The sequence below is a fragment of the Citrobacter sp. wls827 genome, from assembly GCF_005280875.1.
GTDB classification, from domain to species: domain Bacteria; phylum Pseudomonadota; class Gammaproteobacteria; order Enterobacterales; family Enterobacteriaceae; genus Citrobacter; species Citrobacter youngae.
Window position 1 is genome coordinate 2,230 of sequence record NZ_SZWR01000037.1, and the last position, 20,429, is coordinate 22,658.

At 52.6% G+C, this 20,429-nt stretch carries 23 protein-coding genes; 15 read left to right on the forward strand and 8 right to left on the reverse strand.

Annotation, left to right across the window (positions count from 1 at the left end):
* The 3 genes from FDX03_RS23800 to garP all read right to left on the reverse strand — a co-directional run.
* On the reverse strand, positions 1-346 hold a 346-nt coding region (locus FDX03_RS23800; protein WP_249357148.1), incomplete at its 3' end, for an NAD(P)-binding domain-containing protein.
* Between the two features lie 28 nt (positions 347-374).
* A complete protein-coding gene (garL, locus tag FDX03_RS22015) occupies positions 375-1,145 on the reverse strand; it encodes a 2-dehydro-3-deoxyglucarate aldolase (RefSeq protein WP_048213367.1) in 771 nt (256 codons plus the stop codon).
* Positions 1,146-1,160: 15 nt separating this feature from the next.
* A complete protein-coding gene (gene garP / locus FDX03_RS22020; RefSeq protein WP_048213368.1) occupies positions 1,161-2,495 on the reverse strand; it encodes a galactarate/glucarate/glycerate transporter GarP in 1,335 nt (444 codons plus the stop codon).
* Positions 2,496-2,906: 411 nt separating this feature from the next.
* On the opposite strand from garP, the gene garD reads away from it, so the two are divergent.
* The 8 genes from garD to FDX03_RS22065 all read left to right on the forward strand — a co-directional run bounded on the left by garD (position 2,907) and on the right by FDX03_RS22065 (position 11,061).
* Entirely contained in the window at positions 2,907-4,478 is a 1,572-nt protein-coding gene (gene garD / locus FDX03_RS22030) for a galactarate dehydratase (protein ID WP_137346585.1), read from the forward strand.
* Between the two features lie 179 nt (positions 4,479-4,657).
* Positions 4,658-5,512 (forward strand): tagatose bisphosphate family class II aldolase, encoded by an 855-nt coding sequence (locus tag FDX03_RS22035; RefSeq protein ID WP_048213370.1) that lies wholly within the window; start codon positions 4,658-4,660, stop codon positions 5,510-5,512.
* Positions 5,513-5,645: 133 nt separating this feature from the next.
* Complete coding sequence (gene gatZ, locus FDX03_RS22040; RefSeq protein WP_137346586.1) at positions 5,646-6,917, forward strand: tagatose-bisphosphate aldolase subunit GatZ; 1,272 nt, start codon at positions 5,646-5,648, stop codon at positions 6,915-6,917.
* Positions 6,918-6,931: 14 nt separating this feature from the next.
* On the forward strand, positions 6,932-7,396 hold the full coding sequence (gene gatA / locus FDX03_RS22045) for a PTS galactitol transporter subunit IIA (RefSeq protein ID WP_137346587.1): 465 nt from the start codon (positions 6,932-6,934) through the stop codon (positions 7,394-7,396).
* Between the two features lie 29 nt (positions 7,397-7,425).
* Complete coding sequence (gatB, locus tag FDX03_RS22050; RefSeq protein WP_003828616.1) at positions 7,426-7,710, forward strand: PTS galactitol transporter subunit IIB; 285 nt, start codon at positions 7,426-7,428, stop codon at positions 7,708-7,710.
* 4 nt (positions 7,711-7,714) lie between these two features.
* Positions 7,715-9,088 carry a PTS galactitol transporter subunit IIC gene (locus tag FDX03_RS22055; protein WP_137346588.1) on the forward strand — a complete coding sequence of 458 codons (1,374 nt, stop codon included), beginning with the start codon at positions 7,715-7,717 and terminating at the stop codon, positions 9,086-9,088.
* A gap of 44 nt (positions 9,089-9,132) precedes the next feature.
* Positions 9,133-10,176, forward strand: coding sequence for a galactitol-1-phosphate 5-dehydrogenase (gene gatD, locus FDX03_RS22060; RefSeq protein ID WP_137346589.1), 1,044 nt, complete (start codon positions 9,133-9,135; stop codon positions 10,174-10,176).
* 111 nt (positions 10,177-10,287) lie between these two features.
* Positions 10,288-11,061, forward strand: coding sequence for a DeoR/GlpR family DNA-binding transcription regulator (locus FDX03_RS22065; RefSeq protein WP_048213375.1), 774 nt, complete (start codon positions 10,288-10,290; stop codon positions 11,059-11,061).
* Positions 11,062-11,174: 113 nt separating this feature from the next.
* On the opposite strand, the gene rsmI is transcribed toward FDX03_RS22065, so the two are convergent.
* A complete protein-coding gene (gene rsmI / locus FDX03_RS22070) occupies positions 11,175-12,038 on the reverse strand; it encodes a 16S rRNA (cytidine(1402)-2'-O)-methyltransferase (RefSeq protein ID WP_003024942.1) in 864 nt (287 codons plus the stop codon).
* Between the two features lie 63 nt (positions 12,039-12,101).
* On the opposite strand from rsmI, the gene FDX03_RS22075 reads away from it, so the two are divergent.
* From FDX03_RS22075 to dolP, 4 genes are read left to right on the forward strand one after another with little or no spacing between them, the layout of a single operon-like run.
* On the forward strand, positions 12,102-14,153 hold the full coding sequence (locus FDX03_RS22075; protein ID WP_137346590.1) for a penicillin-binding protein activator: 2,052 nt from the start codon (positions 12,102-12,104) through the stop codon (positions 14,151-14,153).
* The gene (locus FDX03_RS22080; RefSeq protein WP_115601410.1) at positions 14,111-14,506 is read left to right on the forward strand and encodes a YraN family protein; all 396 of its coding nucleotides are present in this window, start codon (positions 14,111-14,113) and stop codon (positions 14,504-14,506) included. The genes FDX03_RS22075 and FDX03_RS22080 overlap by 43 nt, the downstream gene beginning before the upstream one ends.
* A gap of 34 nt (positions 14,507-14,540) precedes the next feature.
* The gene (diaA, locus tag FDX03_RS22085; RefSeq protein ID WP_048213380.1) at positions 14,541-15,131 is read left to right on the forward strand and encodes a DnaA initiator-associating protein DiaA; all 591 of its coding nucleotides are present in this window, start codon (positions 14,541-14,543) and stop codon (positions 15,129-15,131) included.
* A gap of 9 nt (positions 15,132-15,140) precedes the next feature.
* Positions 15,141-15,716, forward strand: coding sequence for a division/outer membrane stress-associated lipid-binding lipoprotein (gene dolP, locus FDX03_RS22090; protein ID WP_048213381.1), 576 nt, complete (start codon positions 15,141-15,143; stop codon positions 15,714-15,716).
* Positions 15,717-15,809: 93 nt separating this feature from the next.
* On the opposite strand, the gene FDX03_RS22095 is transcribed toward dolP, so the two are convergent.
* Both FDX03_RS22095 and FDX03_RS22100 read right to left on the reverse strand, forming a co-directional pair.
* Positions 15,810-16,445 carry an NAD(P)H-binding protein gene (locus FDX03_RS22095; protein ID WP_137346591.1) on the reverse strand — a complete coding sequence of 212 codons (636 nt, stop codon included), beginning with the start codon at positions 16,443-16,445 and terminating at the stop codon, positions 15,810-15,812.
* 37 nt (positions 16,446-16,482) lie between these two features.
* A complete protein-coding gene (locus FDX03_RS22100) occupies positions 16,483-16,911 on the reverse strand; it encodes a YhbP family protein (protein WP_048213383.1) in 429 nt (142 codons plus the stop codon).
* Positions 16,912-16,963: 52 nt separating this feature from the next.
* Between FDX03_RS22100 and FDX03_RS22105 the strand changes: the two genes are divergently transcribed.
* Positions 16,964-17,254, forward strand: a complete 291-nt coding sequence (locus FDX03_RS22105) for a GIY-YIG nuclease family protein (RefSeq protein WP_137346592.1) — start codon at positions 16,964-16,966, stop codon at positions 17,252-17,254.
* On the opposite strand, the gene FDX03_RS22110 is transcribed toward FDX03_RS22105, so the two are convergent.
* Both FDX03_RS22110 and FDX03_RS22115 read right to left on the reverse strand, forming a co-directional pair.
* The gene (locus tag FDX03_RS22110; RefSeq protein ID WP_048213385.1) at positions 17,251-17,754 is read right to left on the reverse strand and encodes an N-acetyltransferase; all 504 of its coding nucleotides are present in this window, start codon (positions 17,752-17,754) and stop codon (positions 17,251-17,253) included. The genes FDX03_RS22105 and FDX03_RS22110 overlap by 4 nt on opposite strands.
* Positions 17,748-18,272, reverse strand: a complete 525-nt coding sequence (locus FDX03_RS22115) for an SCP2 domain-containing protein (RefSeq protein ID WP_061068678.1) — start codon at positions 18,270-18,272, stop codon at positions 17,748-17,750. The genes FDX03_RS22110 and FDX03_RS22115 overlap by 7 nt, the downstream gene beginning before the upstream one ends.
* Before the next feature lie 220 nt (positions 18,273-18,492).
* Between FDX03_RS22115 and FDX03_RS22120 the strand changes: the two genes are divergently transcribed.
* Both FDX03_RS22120 and FDX03_RS22125 read left to right on the forward strand, forming a co-directional pair.
* The gene (locus tag FDX03_RS22120) at positions 18,493-19,488 is read left to right on the forward strand and encodes a peptidase U32 family protein (protein WP_115642792.1); all 996 of its coding nucleotides are present in this window, start codon (positions 18,493-18,495) and stop codon (positions 19,486-19,488) included.
* Positions 19,479-20,375, forward strand: coding sequence for a U32 family peptidase (locus FDX03_RS22125; RefSeq protein WP_137346593.1), 897 nt, complete (start codon positions 19,479-19,481; stop codon positions 20,373-20,375). The genes FDX03_RS22120 and FDX03_RS22125 overlap by 10 nt, the downstream gene beginning before the upstream one ends.
* The last annotated feature ends 54 nt before the right edge of the window (positions 20,376-20,429 follow it).

Below are 20,429 nucleotides of genomic sequence, written 5' to 3' on the forward strand. Positions count from 1 at the left end.
CCACGCCTTTCGCTTTCAGCGCCTCGCTGATTTCACGGCTGGCTAACGGCGCGATGGAGCTCATGTCGATAAGCACTGTGCCCGGTTTCGCCCCTTCAATAATACCGCCTTCCCCCAGCGCCACTTCCTTAACATGCGGAGAGTTCGGCAGCATGGTGATGATCACGTCGCACTGTTCAGCAATATCTTTCGCCGTGGCGGCGGTTTCTGCACCAGCGGCAATGACTTGTGCAATGGATTCCGGGTTACGGTCAGCAACCACCAACGAGTAACCTGCCTTGAGGAGGTTTTTACTCATTGGTTTACCCATGATACCGAGGCCAATAAAACCAACTTTCATTGTCATGTCTTTATCTCTCTACTGTCGATGGTGGTTATTTCTTAAAAGAATCAGCCAGTTTCTGCGTGGCTGAACGGAACACGCCAAGGTCGCTGCCAACAGCAACAAAGGTCGCGCCCCACTCCAGATAACGACGCGCATCCGCCTCTACCGGGGCCAGAATGCCGCTTGGTTTGCCATGTGCTTTCGCGCGGGCAAAAATGTGCTGGATAGCTTTCTGCACATCAGGATGCGACGCATTGCCGAGGTGGCCTAGCGCCGCAGCCAGATCGCTTGGGCCGACGAAGACACCGTCTACGCCTTCGGTCGCCGCGATAGCGTCAACGTTATCAACGCCCTGCTGACTTTCGATCTGCACGATGATGGTGATGTTCTTATTCGACTGCGCAAAGTAGTCCGGTACGGTGCCAAACATATTGGCGCGATGGGAGACGGACACGCCGCGAATACCTTCCGGCGGATAGCGGGTCGATGCCACGGCGTTCACCGCCTCTTCTTGTGTCTCAACGAACGGGATCAGGAAGTTGTAAAACCCAATATCCAGCAGGCGCTTGATAATCACCGGCTCGTTGGTCGGTACGCGCACGACTGGCGCGCTGGCGCTACCTTTCAGCGCCATCAATTGCGGGATAAACGTCGAGATATCGTTCGGCGCGTGTTCGCCATCCAGCACCAGCCAGTCAAAACCTGCCAGGCCTAAAACCTCGGTACTGATTGGGTTGGCTAATGCAGACCAGCAGCCAATCTGAATCTGTTGCGCCGCGAGGGCCGCTTTAAACTTATTCGGAAAAATCGTGTTATTCATCGCCTATACCTTTGTTTATTTCTGCAATTCCATACGTTTAATGTCACCGACAATAAACAGGTAGCAAACCATCGCCATCAGCGCCGAGCATCCTACAAACATCAGCGCAGCATTAAATGAGTGCAGCTCGCTCACCAGATAACCAATCACCAGCGGGGTGACGATGGAAGCGACGTTGCCAAATACGTTAAATACCCCCCCGCACAGACCGACGATTTCTTTCGGTGCGGTATCGGAGATCACCGGCCAACCCAGCGCGCCGAAGCCTTTGCCGAAGAACGCCAGCGCCATCAGCGCGACAACCAGGGTGGTGTTATCGGTGTAGTTACACAGAATAATGGTCGACGCGAGCAACATTCCGAGCACAATCGGCAGCTTACGTGCCAGGGTGATGCTGAAGCCGCGTTTAATCAGATAATCAGAGAACACACCGCCGAGCACGCCACCGGCAAATCCGCACAGCGCAGGAATCGACGCCACCAGACCCACTTTCAGAATCGACATGCCTTTTTCTTGCACCAGGTAGATCGGGAACCAGGTCAGAAAGAACCAGGTGATGGTATTGATAAAATACTGTCCGAAGAACACCCCAAGCATCATGCGATTAGTCAGCAACTGCTTGATATAATGCAGCTTAGGACCGCCAGATGCCGCAGCGCCCGGCTTCTTGTGATCCATATCCACAACCGCGCCGTTGTCAGAGATAAACTTCAGCTCTTCCTGCGACATACGCGGGTGATCGGTTGGGTTATGAATAAACTTTACCCACAGGCCGGTGAGCACAAAACCGATAACGCCCATCACGGTAAAGACGTGCTCCCAACCCCAGGCGAAGGTCAGCCAGCCCAGCAGCGGCGAAAACAGTGCCAGGGAGAAATATTGTGCGGAGTTAAAAATTGCGGATGCCGTACCGCGCTCTTTTGTCGGGAACCAGGCCGCCACAATACGGGCGTTCGCCGGGAAGGACGGCGCTTCCGAGAAGCCCAGCATGAAACGCATGATGAACATTGAAATACCCGCCCAGGCCAGCGGAAACATATCCACGAATCCCTGCAGGAAGGTAAACAGCGACCAGAAAAACAGGCTGTAAGTGTAGACTTTCTTCGAGCCGAACTTATCGAGCAGCCAGCCGCCGGGGATTTGCATCAACAGATAAGCCCAGCCGAAGGCGGAGAAAATGTAACCCATTGAGATGGCGCTGAGCTGCAACTCTTTCGCCACTTCCGTACCGGCAATAGACAACGTCGCACGGTCCGCGTAGTTAACGGCGGTAACAATAAAGATTATCAGCAATATTAAATAACGAGTGTGCGTACCTTTCTTTTTCTCTACCACCGTATCCAGTATCATACTATTTACCTCAGGTTACCTCGGGTACATGTCTTTTATTACTCGGCAGGCATTTTTAAGAATTAATTACCACCAATAAAAATACGCAATAATTTATCAGGTGCTATGAAACCGTGATTTAGTATAATCAGCACGACAAGGTTAATCATTGTGCAAATGCTCACTAAAGAAAATGCGTTAGAATATTATCCTGGGCAAATGCACATAAGCATGGGCGCTAATGCACACATTTACGTATTGCCACCTCTGGCAGCATGATGTACCTGAGTTTAAGTGATCATGGTCACATTCTCAGATTTAATCTCCTGACATTCTTATTTCACAATACCAAGTTTTTATTGCTTTTAATTAGCTGCAATATAACAACACCCATACAATTATTATCACCACCTGGCTGGAGAATACTGGACAATGGCCGACATCGAAATTAGACAAGAATCGCCAACGGCGTTTTATATTAAAGTTCACGACACAGATAATGTGGCGATAATTGTCAATGACAATGGTCTGAAAGCCGGAACGCGTTTTCCGGACGGACTGGAACTTGTTGAACATATTCCCCAGGGTCATAAAGTGGCGCTCGTGGATATTCCTGTTCATGGCGAAATCGTGCGTTATGGCGAAGTGATAGGCTATGCCGTTCGCGATATCCCACGCGGCAGCTGGATTGATGAATCAATGGTTGAGCTGCCCAAGGCTCCGCCGCTGGAGACGCTGCCGCTGGCAACTAAAGTGCCTGAGCCGCTGCCGCCTCTCGAGGGTTATACCTTCGAAGGTTACCGCAATGCTGACGGTAGCGTTGGCACCAAGAACCTGCTCGGCATCTCCACCAGCGTGCACTGCGTGGCGGGCGTGGTGGACTATGTGGTGAAAATCATTGAGCGCGATCTGCTGCCCAAATATCCGAACGTCGACGGCGTGGTGGGGCTCAATCACTTGTACGGCTGCGGCGTGGCGATCAATGCCCCAGCCGCCATCGTGCCGATTCGTACAATCCACAATATTGCGTTGAACCCGAACTTCGGCGGTGAAGTAATGGTCATCGGCCTTGGCTGCGAAAAACTCCAGCCTGAGCGCCTGCTGGAAGGTACTCACGATGTGAAAAGTATTCCGGTAGACAGCGCCAGTATCGTCAGCCTGCAGGATGAAAAACACGTTGGCTTTAAATCCATGGTAGAAGACATTTTGCAGGTCGCTGAGCGCCACCTGGCAAAGCTCAATCAGCGCCAGCGCGAAACCTGTCCGGCATCTGAACTGGTTGTCGGCATGCAATGCGGCGGCAGCGATGCGTTTTCTGGCGTAACGGCCAACCCGGCGGTAGGTTATGCCTCCGACCTGCTAGTTCGCTGCGGTGCGACCGTGATGTTCTCGGAAGTGACCGAAGTCCGCGATGCGATCCATCTTCTGACCCCACGGGCAGTTAACGAAGAGGTGGGCAAGCGTCTGCTCGAAGAGATGGCCTGGTACGACAACTATCTCGATATGGGAAAAACTGACCGCAGCGCTAACCCCTCTCCGGGTAACAAGAAAGGCGGTCTGGCAAACGTGGTGGAAAAAGCGCTGGGTTCTATTGCCAAGTCAGGCAAGAGCGCGATTGTCGAAGTATTGTCGCCGGGTCAGCGTCCAACCAGGCGCGGCCTGATTTATGCCGCCACCCCGGCAAGCGATTTTGTCTGTGGTACGCAGCAGGTTGCTTCCGGCATTACCGTGCAGGTGTTCACCACCGGTCGCGGTACGCCGTACGGTCTGATGGCCGTGCCGGTGATAAAAATGGCGACGCGAACTGAACTGGCTAATCGTTGGTTTGACCTGATGGACATCAACGCAGGCACCATCGCGACCGGAGAAGAAACCATCGAAGAAGTAGGGTTAAAGCTATTCGAGTTCATTCTCGACGTGGCCAGCGGTCGTAAGAAAACCTTCTCAGATCAGTGGGGATTACATAACCAGCTGGCGGTATTTAACCCGGCACCGGTAACCTGATTTTTCACTGTTTTTTCTTCAGGAGCATGTCTACGGGCATGCTCTTTTTTTTGGCATAAACTTTCGCAACCCTCCCATTACTTTCGAAACTTTCATTTTTCAGATCGAAATCACAAAAAAACATTACGAAACCCTATACTTTATTTCGAAGAAAGAAATCGAAAGACTTCGGAGGAAGTATGTTTATCATTTCAAGCAAAACGATGCTGAAGAAGGCTCAACAAGAAGGCTACGCCGTCCCCGCGTTTAACATCCACAATCTCGAGACCTTACAGGTTGTCGTGGAAACGGCTGCCGAGCTACGTTCTCCGTTGATCGTCGCCGGAACGCCAGGTACGTTTAGCTACGCTGGTGTAGGTAATATAGTCGCTATCGCCAGCGAGCTGGCCAGAAGCTGGAACCACCCCCTGGCAATTCATCTCGATCACCATGAAAGCGTCAGCGATATTGAAGCGAAAGTCTCCGCAGGGATTCGCTCTGTCATGATCGACGGCTCCCATTTACCGTTTACCGATAACATCGCGTTAGTCAAACGCGTGACGGATTACTGCCACCGCTATGACGTCAGCGTTGAAGCAGAACTGGGACGCCTGGGCGGGCAAGAAGATGATCTGATCGTGGATGGCAAGGATGCACTTTATACCCACCCTGAGCAGGCTCGAGAGTTCGTAGAAAAAACAGGTATCGACTCACTGGCAGTCGCCATTGGCACTGCCCATGGCTTGTACACCGCAGAACCAAAACTGGACTTTGAACGGTTAGCGGAAATTCGTCAATGCGTTGATATTCCTTTAGTTTTACATGGCGCTTCCGGCCTGCCCCCTCAGGATATTAAACGCGCAATCACTCTCGGGATCTGCAAAGTCAACGTCGCTACCGAACTCAAAATCGCCTTTGCTGACGCACTCAAAAACTACCTGAGCGCCCACACCGATGCGAACGATCCACGGCACTACATGGTGCCAGCAAAAACAGCGATGAAAGAGGTGGTACGTAAAGTCATTGCCGACTGCGGCTGCGAAGGAAAGCTGTAAGTCCTTCATTAATTTGAATTGCACGGGTGCTGACAAAGGTTTGTTTTTAAAGCTGGATCACGAAAGATGCTTTTACCCTTTGCCTTCAATCCAAAAATATTATGAAGATAAACAAAAGATATCGGAGATAGAAGTGAAAGAAATAATCTCTCGTCATAAAGCGGGTGAACATTTGGGAATTTGTTCTGTTTGTTCAGCCCATCCGCTGGTGATTGAATCCGCACTACGTTTTGATCTCAATACAGACAGTAAAGTGCTGATCGAAGCGACATCTAATCAGGTAAATCAGTTTGGCGGCTATACCGGGATGAAGCCTGCCGATTTCCGTGACTTTGTGTATAACATTGCAGAACAAGTCGGTTTCCCTCGTGAAAGACTGATTCTCGGGGGCGATCACCTCGGTCCTAACTGCTGGCAAAATGAACCGGCAGCAGAGGCAATGGCGAAATCCGTAGATTTAATTAAAGCTTATGTCGCCGCTGGATTCAGTAAAATCCATCTTGATGCCTCTATGTCCTGTGCTGACGACCCCACACCGCTGGATCCAATGGTTGTCGCCGAGCGCGCCGCTGTGTTATGCCAGGCCGCAGAAGCAACAGCCACTGAAGAACAGAAACGCCAATTAACTTACGTTATAGGGACAGAAGTTCCTGTACCTGGCGGAGAAGCCAGTACTATTGGTACCGTACATGTTACCCGCGAAGAAGATGCTGCCCGTACTCTGGAAACACACCAGGTCGCTTTTCGCGCATTAGGGCTTGAAGAAGCATTAACCCGTGTGATCGCCATTGTCGTCCAGCCAGGCGTAGAGTTTGACCACACACAGATCATTCACTATCAACCACAAGCCGCACAAGCGCTTTCCGCCTGGATCAAAGAGACGCCGATGGTCTACGAAGCGCACTCCACAGATTATCAAACCCGTCAGGCCTATCGTGCCCTGGTACGTGACCACTATGCGATTCTGAAAGTCGGTCCCGCGCTGACTTTCGCCCTTCGCGAAGCTATTTTTGCGCTGGCACAAATGGAAAATGAGCTGATCTCTCCGGAACAACGGAGCCGGGTGCTGGAGGTGATTGATGAAGTCATGCTGAATGAGCCGGACTACTGGAAAAAATACTATCGTCCAACCTGGAGCCAGGCGATGGTCGATATTCACTTCAGCTTGTCTGACCGTATTCGCTACTACTGGCCTCATCCGCGTATTCGTCAAAGCGTGGAAAAGTTAATTGCCAACCTGAACGGTGTGGCATTACCGCTGGGACTAATTAGCCAGTTTATGCCCGTGCAGTTTGAGCGCCTGTCAGAAGGAACGCTCACGGCTACACCACATAATCTGATTATCGACAAAATCCAGGACGTTCTGCGTGCCTATCGCTTTGGCTGCGCGCCAGTTATCGCCTGAAATCTGGAGAATATATGAGCCAACTCTTTGTCCGAACCGGAATTAACTTTAGCTCGTGTCAGCATGCGCTGGTGCACATTGGGGAAGAGATGCTGGCCAAAGGGGTCGTGCATGAAAGCTACCCGCAGGCCCTGATTGAGCGTGAAGCAACCTTTCCAACTGGAATCGCGCTGGAACATCATGCCGTTGCGATCCCGCACTGTGAAGCCGTTCATGCGAAATCGCCAGCTATCTATCTGATTCGCCCAGAGGCGCCTGTCAACTTTCAGCAGGCAGATGATGATGAAGAGATAGCGGTCTCTTTAATTATTGCCTTAATCGTTGAGAACCCGACGGCGCAGCTGAAGCTCCTGCGTCGTCTGTTTAGTGAGCTGCAAAACCCGAACACCATTGAAGCATTATTGAATGCGCCAGATGCTGAACTGGCAATGCTCTTTCGGGAAAAAATCCTTGAGTCTGAGCCTTGCGCCCAGGCTTGATAAAAAACTGATAATAAAAGGAATACCCTATGAAACGTAAAGTAATTGTGGCTTGTGGCGGTGCTGTAGCAACTTCAACAATGGCAGCAGAAGAAATTAAAGAACTGTGTGAAGCCAACAATATCCAACTCGACCTGGTTCAGTGCCGGGTAACGGAAATCGAAACCTATATGGATGGAGCAGATCTTATCTGTACCACCGCCCGTGTTGACCGTACTTTTGGCGATATCCCTGTGGTCCACGGCATGCCTTTTGTTTCAGGCGTGGGTATCGAAGCGTTGCAGCAAAAAATACTGACTATCCTCGTGGGGTAACGCCATGTTTAGCGAAATAATGCGTTATATCCTCGATTTAGGTCCAACGGTTATGTTGCCGCTCGTGATCATCATCTTCTCAAAACTATTGGGGATGAAGCTCGGGGATTGTTTTAAATCTGGTCTGCATATTGGGATCGGCTTCGTCGGCATTGGTCTGGTTATTGGCCTGATGCTGGATTCTATCGGGCCTGCCGCAAAAGCAATGGCGGAGCAGTTTCAAATCAACCTGCATGTCATTGATGTTGGTTGGCCGGGCTCATCGCCAATGACATGGGCATCACAGATCGCTTTGATTGCTATCCCTGTCGCCATTGGGGTCAACATCCTGATGCTGGTCACCCGAATGACTCGGGTCGTCAATGTCGATATCTGGAACATCTGGCATATGACGTTTACCGGCGCCATGTTGCATCTGGCAACCGGTTCATACTGGCTGGGCATTCTCGGCGTGGTTGTTCATGCCGCCTTCGTCTACAAACTTGGCGACTGGTTTGCGAAAGACACGCGCGACTTTTTCGGTCTCGAAGGTATTGCCATTCCACACGGCTCATCAGCCTATCTGGGGCCAATAGCGGTCCTGGTTGATACGATCATTGAAAAAATCCCGGGTCTGAATCGCATTCATTTCAGTGCAGATGATGTACAGAAACGCTTCGGTCCTTTTGGTGAGCCAGTCACCGTCGGTTTTGTTATGGGCTTAGTGATCGGCTTGTTAGCCGGGTATGACATCAAAGCAGTATTGCAACTGGCGGTAAAAACTGCTGCCGTCATGCTGCTCATGCCGCGCGTCATTAAACCGATTATGGATGGCTTAACACCTATCGCGAAGCATGCCCGCAAACGCCTGCAGGCGAGATTTGGCGGTCAGGAGTTCTTAATTGGTCTGGATCCCGCATTGCTGCTCGGCCATACGTCGGTGGTTTCCGCAAGCCTGATCTTTATTCCGCTGACCATTCTGATTGCCGTCCTGGTCCCAAGTAATCAGGTTCTGCCCTTCGGCGATCTCGCCACCATTGGTTTCTTCGTCGCAATGGCGGTAGCCGTTCATCAGGGGAATCTGTTCCGCACGCTGATCTCTGGCGTCATCATCATGGGCATCACCTTGTGGATCGCCACCCAGACCATCGGCTTACACACTCAGCTTGCCGCCAACGCCGGGGCACTGAAAGCAGGTGGAATGGTCGCCTCTCTGGACCAGGGGGGCTCGCCGATCACCTGGTTACTGATTCAGCTCTTTACCTGGCAAAACGTCGTGGCGTTTGCAGTTATTGCCATCATTTACTTCGCAGGTGTGCTATTGACCTGGCGCCGGGCACGTAATTTCGTCGCCGCCGAAAAAGCAGCCGCTATCTCAGAAAGCCAGCCCACATCTTAATTTCTGGGGAGCATTTGCTCCCCTTCACATTTCTGGAGACTCTTATGAAATCAGTGGTTATTCACGCTGAGGGAGACGTACGCGTTGAAGAACGTCCCATGCCCCAACTGCAAGCCGATAACGATGTATTGGTCAAGGTGGTTAGTTCAGGACTTTGCGGTTCTGATATCCCGCGTATTTTCTCTCATGGTGCGCATTATTACCCAATAACGCTGGGTCATGAATTTAGCGGTTATGTTGAATCCTACGGCACTGGCGTTACTGATATGCAACCAGGCGACGCCGTTGCCTGTGTGCCGCTGCTCCCCTGCTTCCACTGTCCTCAGTGTGAGCGTGGTTACTTTTCGTTGTGTAAGCAGTATCAGTTTGTCGGTTCACGTAGCGAAGGCGGCAACGCAGAATATGTGGTGGTGAAACGCGCTAATCTGTTCCGCCTGCCTTCAGATATGCCGATTGAAGATGGCGCGTTCATTGAACCCATCACCGTCGGCCTGCATGCGTTTCATTTGGCGCAGGGTTGTGAAGGTAAAAACGTGATTATTGTGGGCGCGGGTACTATCGGTTTACTGGCACTGCAATGCGCCCGCGAACTCGGTGCAAAAAGTGTCACGGCGATTGATATCAACCCGCAAAAATTGACGTTAGCGAAAGAGTTGGGAGCCACTCACGTATTCAATAGCCGGGAGATGGGCGCGGCGGAAATCTATTCTGCACTGGCCGATTTGCAGTTCGATCAGCTTGTACTGGAGACAGCAGGAACACCACAAACCGTAGCCCTGTCTGTAGAAATTGCAGGCCCTCGCGCACAGGTAGCGTTAGTGGGTACATTGCATCAGGACCTGACGCTGACTTCCAGTGTATTTGGCCAAATACTGCGTAAGGAATTAACCATTCTCGGCAGTTGGATGAACTACTCCAGCCCATGGCCAGGAGAGGAGTGGGAAACCGCTGCACGCTTGCTGACCGAAAAACGTTTACAGCTGGAGCCGTTAATTGCCCATAGCGGCGATGCTGACAGTTTTGCCAAAGCGGTAACATCACTCAATGGCGCACCGATGCAGGGAAAAATTCTGCTCAAATTTGCCTGACCTCACGAGCCAGCAACCTGCGCTGGCTCACATTTCCTTTCGAAATTTAGCGTTCACCTTTCGCAATCCTTCGATTAAACTAGTGATAGTTAAATTATCAGGTAAATCAATATGAACTCATTTGAGAGAAGGAACAAAATTGTCGACCTGATTAATACGCAAGGCAGCGTGCTGGTAATGGACCTTTCGAATACCTTTGGTATTTCTGAAGTGACCATTCGCGCCGACCTGCGGTTATTAGAGGAGAAAGGTCTTGTCACCCGTTTTCACGGCGGAGCGGCAAAACCAGGAAGCCACCTGGCTGAAGGCGACAATCAGGAAGTGATATTGGAAGAGCGGTATCAACTTGCCAGCGATCCGAAAAAAAGGATCGCCCAGGCCGCGACCGCAATGGTCGAAGAAGGCATGACCGTCATTCTCGATAGCGGAAGCACCACCTTGCTTATCGCGGAGGCGTTAAACCGAAAAAGTAATATCACCGTTATTACCAATAGCCTACCCGCCGCATTCACGTTGTCGGAAAACAAAGACATTACGCTGGTCGTCTGCGGTGGAACCGTGCGCCATAAAACGCATTCAATGCATGGCACTATCGCTGAACGTTCCCTACAAGGGATCAGCGCTGACCTGATGTTTGTGGGTGCCGATGGGATTGATGCCACAAATGGCATTACGACATTTAACGAAGGCTACTCCATTAGCAGCGTCATGGCAGCTGCCGCACATAAGGTCATCGCGGTGCTGGACGCGACAAAGTTCAATCGCCGTGGCTTTAATCAGGTATTGCCGATGGAGAAGATTAATTGCGTGATAACCGACGATAGCATCAGCAAGCAGGACAAATCAGCGCTGGCTAAAACAGGCGTTGAGTTACTGATCGTTTAGTTTTTTACCCGCCACATCCCGCTTTTCTTCGCACCAACGCGTTGCAACTTTCCTTTTTGCTGCAACGCTATCAGCGCGTTCTTCCGACAAGCTGGCGATTAATCCAGCCTCTCTTACTCTCCCTGCTGTTCCAGCGCGTGTTTGTACAGCGCATTCTTTTTCACGCCGTGGATTTCAGCGGCCAGCGCGGCGGCCTTTTTCAGCGGCAGTTCGGCCTGCAGCAGCGCCAGGGTTCGCAGCGCATCGGCAGGCAGATCGTCTTCTTGCGCTTTATGCCCTTCAACAATCAGCACCATTTCGCCTTTGCGACGATTTTCATCTTCCTTGACCCACGCCAGCAGCTCGCCAACCGGTGCGCCGTGAATGGTTTCCCAGGTTTTGGTCAGCTCGCGCGCCAGTACCACGTAACGGGATTCGCCCCAGACAGCAACCATGTCTTCCAGGCTATCCAGCAAGCGATGGGTAGATTCATAAAAAATCAGCGTACGCGGTTCAGCTTCAATGGCTTTCATCGCATCACGGCGGCCTTTGGATTTCGCAGGCAAGAAGCCTTCGTAGCAGAAACGGTCTGAAGGCAGACCAGCAGCGCTCAGGGCAGCAATCGCCGCACAAGGACCAGGCAGGGGAACAACGCGGATCCCCGCTTCGCGACAGGTGCGCACCAGATGGTAGCCAGGATCGTTAATCAGCGGCGTTCCGGCATCGGAAACCAGCGCAATGTTTTGCCCTTCTTTGAGTTTCGCCACCAGCGTTTCCGCTTTTTGTTGCTCATTGTGATCGTGTAACGCAAACAAACGGGCGTTAATCGCGAAGTGTTGTAACAATAATCCGGTATGACGGGTGTCTTCAGCGGCAATCAAATCAACGGCTTGTAAAACTTCGAGCGCTCGTTGGGTAATATCAGCCAAATTTCCTATAGGAGTAGGTACAATAAAGAGTTGGCCTTGAGAATTATCCGCCGATTCGTGTTGTTTCATTGTGTCGTCCGTATTGCCGATTTAATATTGAGCATTGAGTAAAAAAATATCACTGGATACAGTATGGTACCCTCAACATTTTCTCGTTTGAAAGCCGCGCGCGCGCTACCAGTCATTCTGGCTGCACTGATTTTCGCAGGCTGTGGCACCCAGGCGCCAGACCAGAGTGCAGCCCATATGCAGGGCACTGCGCAGGCTGATTCCGGCTTTTATCTGCAACAAATGCAGCAAAGCTCAGATGATAGCAAGACCAACTGGCAATTACTCGCCATTCGTGCACTGCTGAAAGAAGGCAAGAGCCAGCAGGCTACCGAGCTATTCAACCAGCTACCGCAGAAACTCAGCGATACTCAGCGTCGTGAGCAGTCGTTGCTCGCCGTCGAGATCAAGCTCGCGCAGAAAGATATCGCTGGCGCTCAGGCCCTGCTGGATAAACTCACTCCTGCCGATTTCGATCAAAACCAGCAGGCCAGATACTGGCAGGCGCAAATCGACGTCAACCAGGGTCGCCCGTCGTTGACGCTATTGCGCGCCTTGATCGCCCAGGAACCGCTGCTGGCCGCGAATGCTAAGCAGAAAAACATCGATGCCACCTGGCAGGCGCTGTCATCTATGACCCAGGAGCAAGCACAGGCGCTGGTCATCAATGCTGATGAAAACGTGCTGCAAGGCTGGCTGGATCTCCAGCGCGTCTGGTTCGATAACCGTAACGATCCTGACATGATGAAAGCCGGTATTGCGGACTGGCAGAAACGTTATCCGCAAAACCCCGGGGCAAAAATGCTGCCAACGCAGTTGGTTAACGTCCAGAGCTTTAAGCCCGCCTCCACCAGCAAAATTGCGCTGCTGCTGCCGCTGAACGGTCAGGCCGCTGTATTTGGCCGGACTATTCAGCAAGGCTTTGAAGCGGCGAAAAATATGGGTACTCAACCCGTAGCGGCCCCTGCTGTAGCTGCGCCTGCTGTGGATACAACAGCTGCGACGGCCACAGAACAGCCGCAAACGACTGACGGTGTTGCCAGCCCTTCTCAGGCGTCAGTCAGCGATCTGACTAACGAGACGCCAGCACAGCCAGAAGCTGCAGCCCCACAGCCAACAGCACCTGCACAGCCAACCACCGCCAGCGCACCGGCGAATCCGTCCGCAGAGCTGAAAATCTACGACACCTCATCACAGCCGCTGAACCAAATCCTGACTCAGGTCCAGCAGGATGGCGCCAGCATCGTGGTTGGTCCGTTGTTGAAAAACAATGTTGAAGAGCTGATGAAAAGCAACACGCCATTAAACGTGCTGGCGCTTAATCAGCCGGAGTCGGTGAAAAATCTGCCGAACGTCTGCTACTTCGCTTTGTCGCCAGAAGATGAAGCGCGCGATGCCGCACGCCACATCCGTGAACAAGGAAAACAAGCACCACTGCTGTTGATCCCGCGGAGTTCGTTAGGTGATCGCGTTGCCAATGCCTTTGCTCAGGAATGGCAAAAACTGGGCGGCGGCATGGTGCTGCAGCAGAAGTTCGGCTCCACCGCCGAGCTGAAAATGGGCGTCAACGGCGGCTCGGGGATTTCCCTGACGGGTAGCCCGGTGGCGTCCTCTGTACCTGCGCAACCTGGCGTGACGATTGGCGGTCTGACGATACCGGCTGCGCCTACCGATGCCCAAATCACTGGCAGCAGCGGTCGTGTTGATGCCGTGTATATTCTGGCAACGCCGGAAGAAATTGCCTTTATTAAGCCGATGATCGCCATGCGTAACGGCAGCCAGAGCGGTGCGACGCTGTACGCCAGCTCCCGCAGTGCGCAGGGTACCGCTGGTCCTGATTTCCGTCTGGAGATGGAAGGTTTGCAGTACAGCGAAATACCGATGCTGGCAGGCGGCAACGAGCCGCTCATGCAGCAAGCGCTGAGTGTAGTACGCAATGACTACTCACTGGCGCGCATGTATGCAATGGGCGTCGATGCCTGGTCGCTCGCTAATCATTTCTCGCAAATGCGTCAGGTGCAGGGCTTCGAAATTAACGGCAACACCGGCGCATTGACCGCAACGCAGGATTGCGTAATTAACAGGAAGTTATCATGGCTCAAATACCAGCAAGGACAGGTCGTCCCCGCCAGTTAACGAGCAAACAGACCGGTGATACGTGGGAAACGACTGCGCGTCACTGGCTGGAAAGCAAAGGACTGCGTTTTATCGCCGCCAACGTGCGTGAGCGTGGCGGCGAAATCGACCTGATAATGTGTGAAGGCAACACCACCGTCTTTGTTGAAGTCCGCTATCGGCGCTCGGCCCAGTTTGGCGGCGCAGCGGCGAGTGTGACCCGAAGCAAACAACACAAATTATTACAGACCGCCCGCTTGTGGCTTGCGCGCCACAATGGGAGTTTTGATACTGTGGATTGCCGGTTCGATGTGTTAGCCTTCACCGGAAATGATGTTGAGTGGTTTAAGGATGCGTTCAACGACCGCTCATAGTTGAAGATTCAGAGCCTGGTTCTTAAGGATTAGCGTGTTAGATAGAATTAAAGTCTGCTTTACTGAAAGCATTCAAACTCAGATAGCTGCGGCTGAAGCACTCCCGGATGCGATCTCCCGTGCAGCCATGACGCTGGTTCAGTCCCTGCTCAATGGCAACAAAATTCTCTGTTGTGGTAATGGGACGTCCGCTGCCAACGCACAGCATTTTGCTGCCAGCATGATCAACCGTTTTGAAACAGAACGCCCAAGTTTACCTGCGATTGCACTAAATACTGATAATGTGGTCTTAACTGCGATTGCCAACGATCGCCTGCACGACGAAGTTTATGCAAAACAAGTCCGTGCGCTGGGACATGCAGGTGATGTTCTATTGGCAATTTCTACGCGTGGTAATAGCCGCGATATCGTAAAAGCCGTTGAAGCAGCCGTTACGCGCGACATGACGATCGTTGCGTTGACCGGTTATGACGGAGGGGAGCTGGCCGGGTTGTTGGGGCCACAGGATGTTGAAATCCGCATCCCGTCACACCACAGCGCCCGCATTCAGGAAATGCATATGCTGACGGTCAATTGCCTTTGCGATCTCATTGATAACACGCTTTTCCCTCACCAGGATGATTAAGGAGTACACATGAAGGCATTTTCGCCGCTCGCCGTCGTTCTCTCAGCATTGCTGTTGCAAGGCTGTGTAGCTGCCGCCGTTGTCGGAACAGCAGCTGTCGGGACGAAAGCAGCAACGGATCCTCGCAGTGTCGGCACCCAGGTAGATGATGGGACCCTGGAATTACGCGTCAATACGGCGTTGTCGAAAGATGCCCAGATCAAGAAAGAAGCGCGAATCAACGTGAGCGCATATCAGGGTAAAGTGCTGCTGGTCGGTCAGTCGCCAAATAGCGAACTGTCTGCGCGGGCAAAACAGATTGCGATGGGCGTAGAAGGTACGACTGAGGTCTTTAATGAGATCCGTCAGGGCCAGCCAATCGGTCTGGGCGATGCGTCCAACGATACCTGGATAACCACCAAAGTACGTTCCCAGTTACTGACCAGCGATCAGGTGAAATCCTCTAACGTGAAAGTCACCACCGAGAATGGAGAAGTGTTCCTGTTAGGTCTGGTGACCGAACGCGAAGCGAAGGCGGCGGCAGACATCGCCAGCCGGGTAAGCGGCGTGAAACGCGTCACGACGGCCTTTACGTTTATTAAATAATACTGATGCCGGATAGCGACGCATGGGCGTCTTATCCGGCCTACAGGACGTAATCGTTTGTAGGCCGGATAAGCGTCAGCGCCATCCGGCATTTTATTTAGCCCTTTCGCGCAGCTCTGAAGAGGTCAGTATCGTAACGCCCTCCGGTCCAGGCGCCAGCGCCTCCGCCAGCATAGCTCGCGCAACATCGCGCGCTTCAATCGACTTCCAGTTACCCGGCAGCAACCGAAATAATGGCGCTAAAAACATTTCATTCGCCCGCTGTTTATCCCGATCACCCAGTAGCATAGAAGGCCGGGCAATCGTCAGCCGGGGCCATTTCTGCGCGATCAGCGCCTGCTCCATTTCCCCTTTCACCCGATTATAAAAAAACGGCGAATGTGCATTGGCTCCCATCGAACTCACCACCAGCATATGCTGTGCCCCCAGCCGACGCCCCGTCAGAGCTGTATCCACTACCAGCGTATAATCCGCGTGGATAAACGCCTCTTTACTACCCGCTTCACGTCGGGTCGTACCCAGACAACAAAAGACAATATCGACCGGATCGGTAACCTGCGCCAGAGCATCGGTTAGCTGCGGATCGTGGGGATTATAGATGCCAACCGTATCAGCCAGCGGTCGACGCGTCGGCGCCGTAATGGCATTGATCCGGGGTTCATTCAGTAGCATCCGCAATAAATGTCCACCCACCAGACCCGTTGCACCGGTTATTAACACCTGGCTCATCGTTTATTTTCCCCTGACGCTTCAATCACTCTTTTAACTATAGATCACGTAGCCAGTGCATCTTTTTACCGAAGCCCAGCGTGTTGTCAGTGAATTTGACTTCATCCAGTCGAATCTCCCACACGGGCGCTGGCAACATTCTGGCGATGGGGAAACGGCGGTTGTAGGCGTTACGCGCGGTTTCACTCTCCTGCCCTTCAAGACGGCGAATTTCCCCCTTAAACTGCACGCCACGAATCAGGGCGACCGTTTTGGGCTGACCATTTACCGTGCCGGCAATCGGTGCACACGGTCCCGACATCTGCGCATGGCGCGTTTTATCTTCGGTCAGCACATAGAATGCCATCTTCTGCGCATCAAACAGGTAAAACGCATTGGCGCACCACAATTCACCTTCATGGTGTACGCACCAGGTCACGACGTGCTGTTTTGCCAGCCAGCGAGACACCGCAGTCAGTGTTTCCATTTCTGTTCTCTTTTATACTGTAGGCCTGAAAATTATCACGTCGATGGTGACAATGACACCCTGGTATCTGTACCTGATCCGTACCGCTGACAACGCCTTATACACCGGAATAACCACCGATGTGCAGCGCCGCTATCAGCAGCATCAAAGTGGGAAAGGCGCGAAGGCGCTACGTGGAAAGGGGGAACTCACGTTGGCATTTGCGGCGCAGGTTGGCGACCGTTCGCTGGCCCTGCGCATAGAGTATCGGGTCAAGCAGCTTACAAAACGCCAGAAAGAGCGTCTTGTGGAAGGCGAAGGGTTTGAGACTCTACTGAGGAGCCTGCAAACCCCCGACACTTAAAAGCGGTTGAAATGGTCGTGATATTCCACCAGGCCAGAGACGCCCTCCAGCGCATCTTCTGCCAGGCGATGCACCTGGAAGGCACTTTCTGTACCCGGCCAGCGGCAACGCAGGTCGTGATGGGCCGCCAGTTCGAAGCCAAAGCGGCTGTACAGTGCCGGATCGCCCAGCGTAACCACCGCGGCGTAGCCAAACTCGTTCAGGGAATCGAGTCCTTCATAGACCAGTTGACGCGCCAGGCCCTGTCCCCGGTAGTTTTCATCCACCGCCAGCGGCGCCATGCCGACCCACTGCAGATCTTCACCCTGCACATCGACAGGGCTGAACGCGACGTAGCCCACTACCTGACCTTCATCATCGGTAGCAACCAAACCCAGCGTTAAGAACCCGTCTTCGCGCAGGTCGTGCACTAACTTCGCTTCCGCATCGCTCTCAAATGAACGGCGCAGCAGCGCATCAATGCCTGGGGCATCAATGGGAATTTCAACTCGAATCAGCATGGTTCACCTACCGAGGTCTGTTTGGTTTCCGGCGACGTTTTCATACCCGCCTCAACAAAATCCGCCAACTGCAGCAGCATGACACGTAACGCTTTCGGCATCTGCTCCAGTTCGATGGCGTCCATCAGATTTTTAACATACAGCCCTAATTCTGTATCACCTTCGATCACCAGGCGACGCTGGAAGAAAAGCGTATCTGGATCCTGCTTACGCGCCGCGATCATCAGAAGATCGCTGGCATCGGCGCTAAAACTGACATCCGCATCTGCATTCTGGCTGACGATCAGTTTATCGTTTTGAACAGAGGTATACCATTTAAGGCCGATGTCACGCACATGAATGCTCAGCCAGCGACCGTCGAGAAACTCCAGCTCCCCATCGGCCAGCGCCTGACTAAACTGCCAGCTCAGGACCTGCTCCAGAACCTGGCGCTTCAGCGCAAAGGGCGTCAGTTTAACCGGTACACTCATCAGAGAAGGACCTAAATGTACTAAGCGTGAACGCAGTTTATCCAACACGAGCTTTACTCCCTGTTTCAATAGTCCTGCTATTTTGCCATATCAAATAAACGACATAGCGGCATAAATCAACAATTCGCTACGAAATTGTTACCTCTTTATTGGTGTCACCAATACGACTTTAACTGCCTCAAATCAAAAATTGTCTCAGCAAGGTTAACTAAAATCCCTCTTCGTTAACATTTCTGCGCCCTACATGGCGCAACGTTCAGGATAAATTATGGAGCTGCTCTGCCCTGCCGGAAACCTCCCGGCGCTTAAGGCGGCCATCGAGAACGGCGCTGATGCTGTCTACATCGGGCTGAAAGATGATACCAACGCCCGTCATTTCGCCGGCCTTAATTTTACCGAGAAAAAATTGCAGGAAGCGGTGAGTTTCGTTCATCAACATCGCCGTAAGCTGCACATTGCGATTAACACCTTTGCCCATCCGGATGGGTATGTACGCTGGCAACGTGCCGTGGATATGGCGGCACAACTGGGTGCGGATGCGCTGATCCTCGCCGACCTCGCCATGCTTGAGTATGCCGCAGAGCGCTATCCTCATATTGAGCGCCATGTCTCCGTTCAGGCATCTGCGACTAACGAAGAGGCAATTAATTTCTACCATCGCAACTTTGACGTTGCGCGGGTCGTACTGCCACGCGTGCTGTCGATTCATCAGGTGAAGCAATTAGCCCGCGTAACCCCAGTTCCGTTAGAAGTGTTTGCCTTCGGCAGTCTGTGCATTATGGCAGAAGGTCGTTGCTACTTATCTTCTTATCTGACAGGCGAATCGCCAAACACCGTGGGTGCCTGCTCCCCTGCTCGCTTTGTGCGCTGGCAACAGACCCCACAAGGGCTGGAATCCCGTCTAAACGAAGTTCTGATCGATCGCTATCAGGATGGAGAAAACGCCGGTTATCCGACGCTGTGTAAAGGTCGCTATCTGGTTGATGGCGAACGCTATCATGCACTGGAAGAGCCCACCAGTCTGAACACGCTGGAACTGCTGCCCGACTTACTGGCCGCCAATATTGCTTCGGTCAAAATCGAGGGACGTCAGCGCAGCCCGGCTTATGTCAGCCAGGTGGCGAAAGTGTGGCGTCAGGCGATCGACCGCTGTATGGCCGACCCGCAAAACTACGCCCCGCAGGACGCGTGGATGGAAACGCTCGGTTCAATGTCCGAAGGCACGCAGACCACGCTTGGCGCGTATCACCGTAAATGGCAGTGAGAGAAGCAATGAAATATTCCTTAGGGCCGGTGCTGTGGTACTGGCCGAAAGAAACGCTGGAAGATTTTTATCAGCAGGCCGCCGTAAGCCAGGCCGACGTTATCTATCTTGGCGAAGCGGTATGCAGTAAACGCCGCGCCACCAAGGTGGGCGACTGGCTGGATATGGCGAAATCACTCGCTGGCAGCGGTAAACAGGTGGTGCTGTCGACGCTGGCGCTGGTGCAAGCCTCTTCTGAACTGGGAGAGCTGAAGCGCTATGTTGAAAATGGCGACTTCCTGCTGGAAGCCAGCGATCTCGGCGTGGTAAACATGTGCGCCAAACGTAAGCTGCCGTTTGTCGCCGGGCATGCGCTCAACTGCTACAACGCGGTAACACTGCGTTTACTGCTCAAGCAGGGCATGGTGCGCTGGTGTATGCCAGTAGAGTTGTCCCGCGACTGGCTGGTAAACCTGCTCAACCAGTGTGATGAGCTGGGTATTCGCAATCAGTTTGAAGTAGAGGTGCTGAGCTACGGGCATCTGCCGCTGGCATACTCCGCCCGCTGCTTTACCGCACGTTCCGAAGATCGGCCAAAAGACGAATGTGAAACCTGCTGCATCAAATACCCCAACGGGCGTGATGTGCTGTCGCAGGAAAATCAGCAGGTCTTTGTCCTCAACGGGATCCAGACCATGAGCGGCTATGTCTACAACCTCGGCAACGAGCTGACATCGATGCAGGGTCTGGTTGATATTGTGCGTCTGTCCCCTTCAGGCACTGAAACATTCGCCATGCTTGATGCGTTCCGCGCCAATGAAAATGGTACGGCCCCATTACCCCTTGCCGCCCACAGTGACTGCAACGGCTACTGGAAGCGACTGGCTGGTCTGGAGCTGCAGGCGTAAAAAAGCTCACTTTGTTAACAACGGTAATCAAATTTTAATGCAGTATTAAAAGAT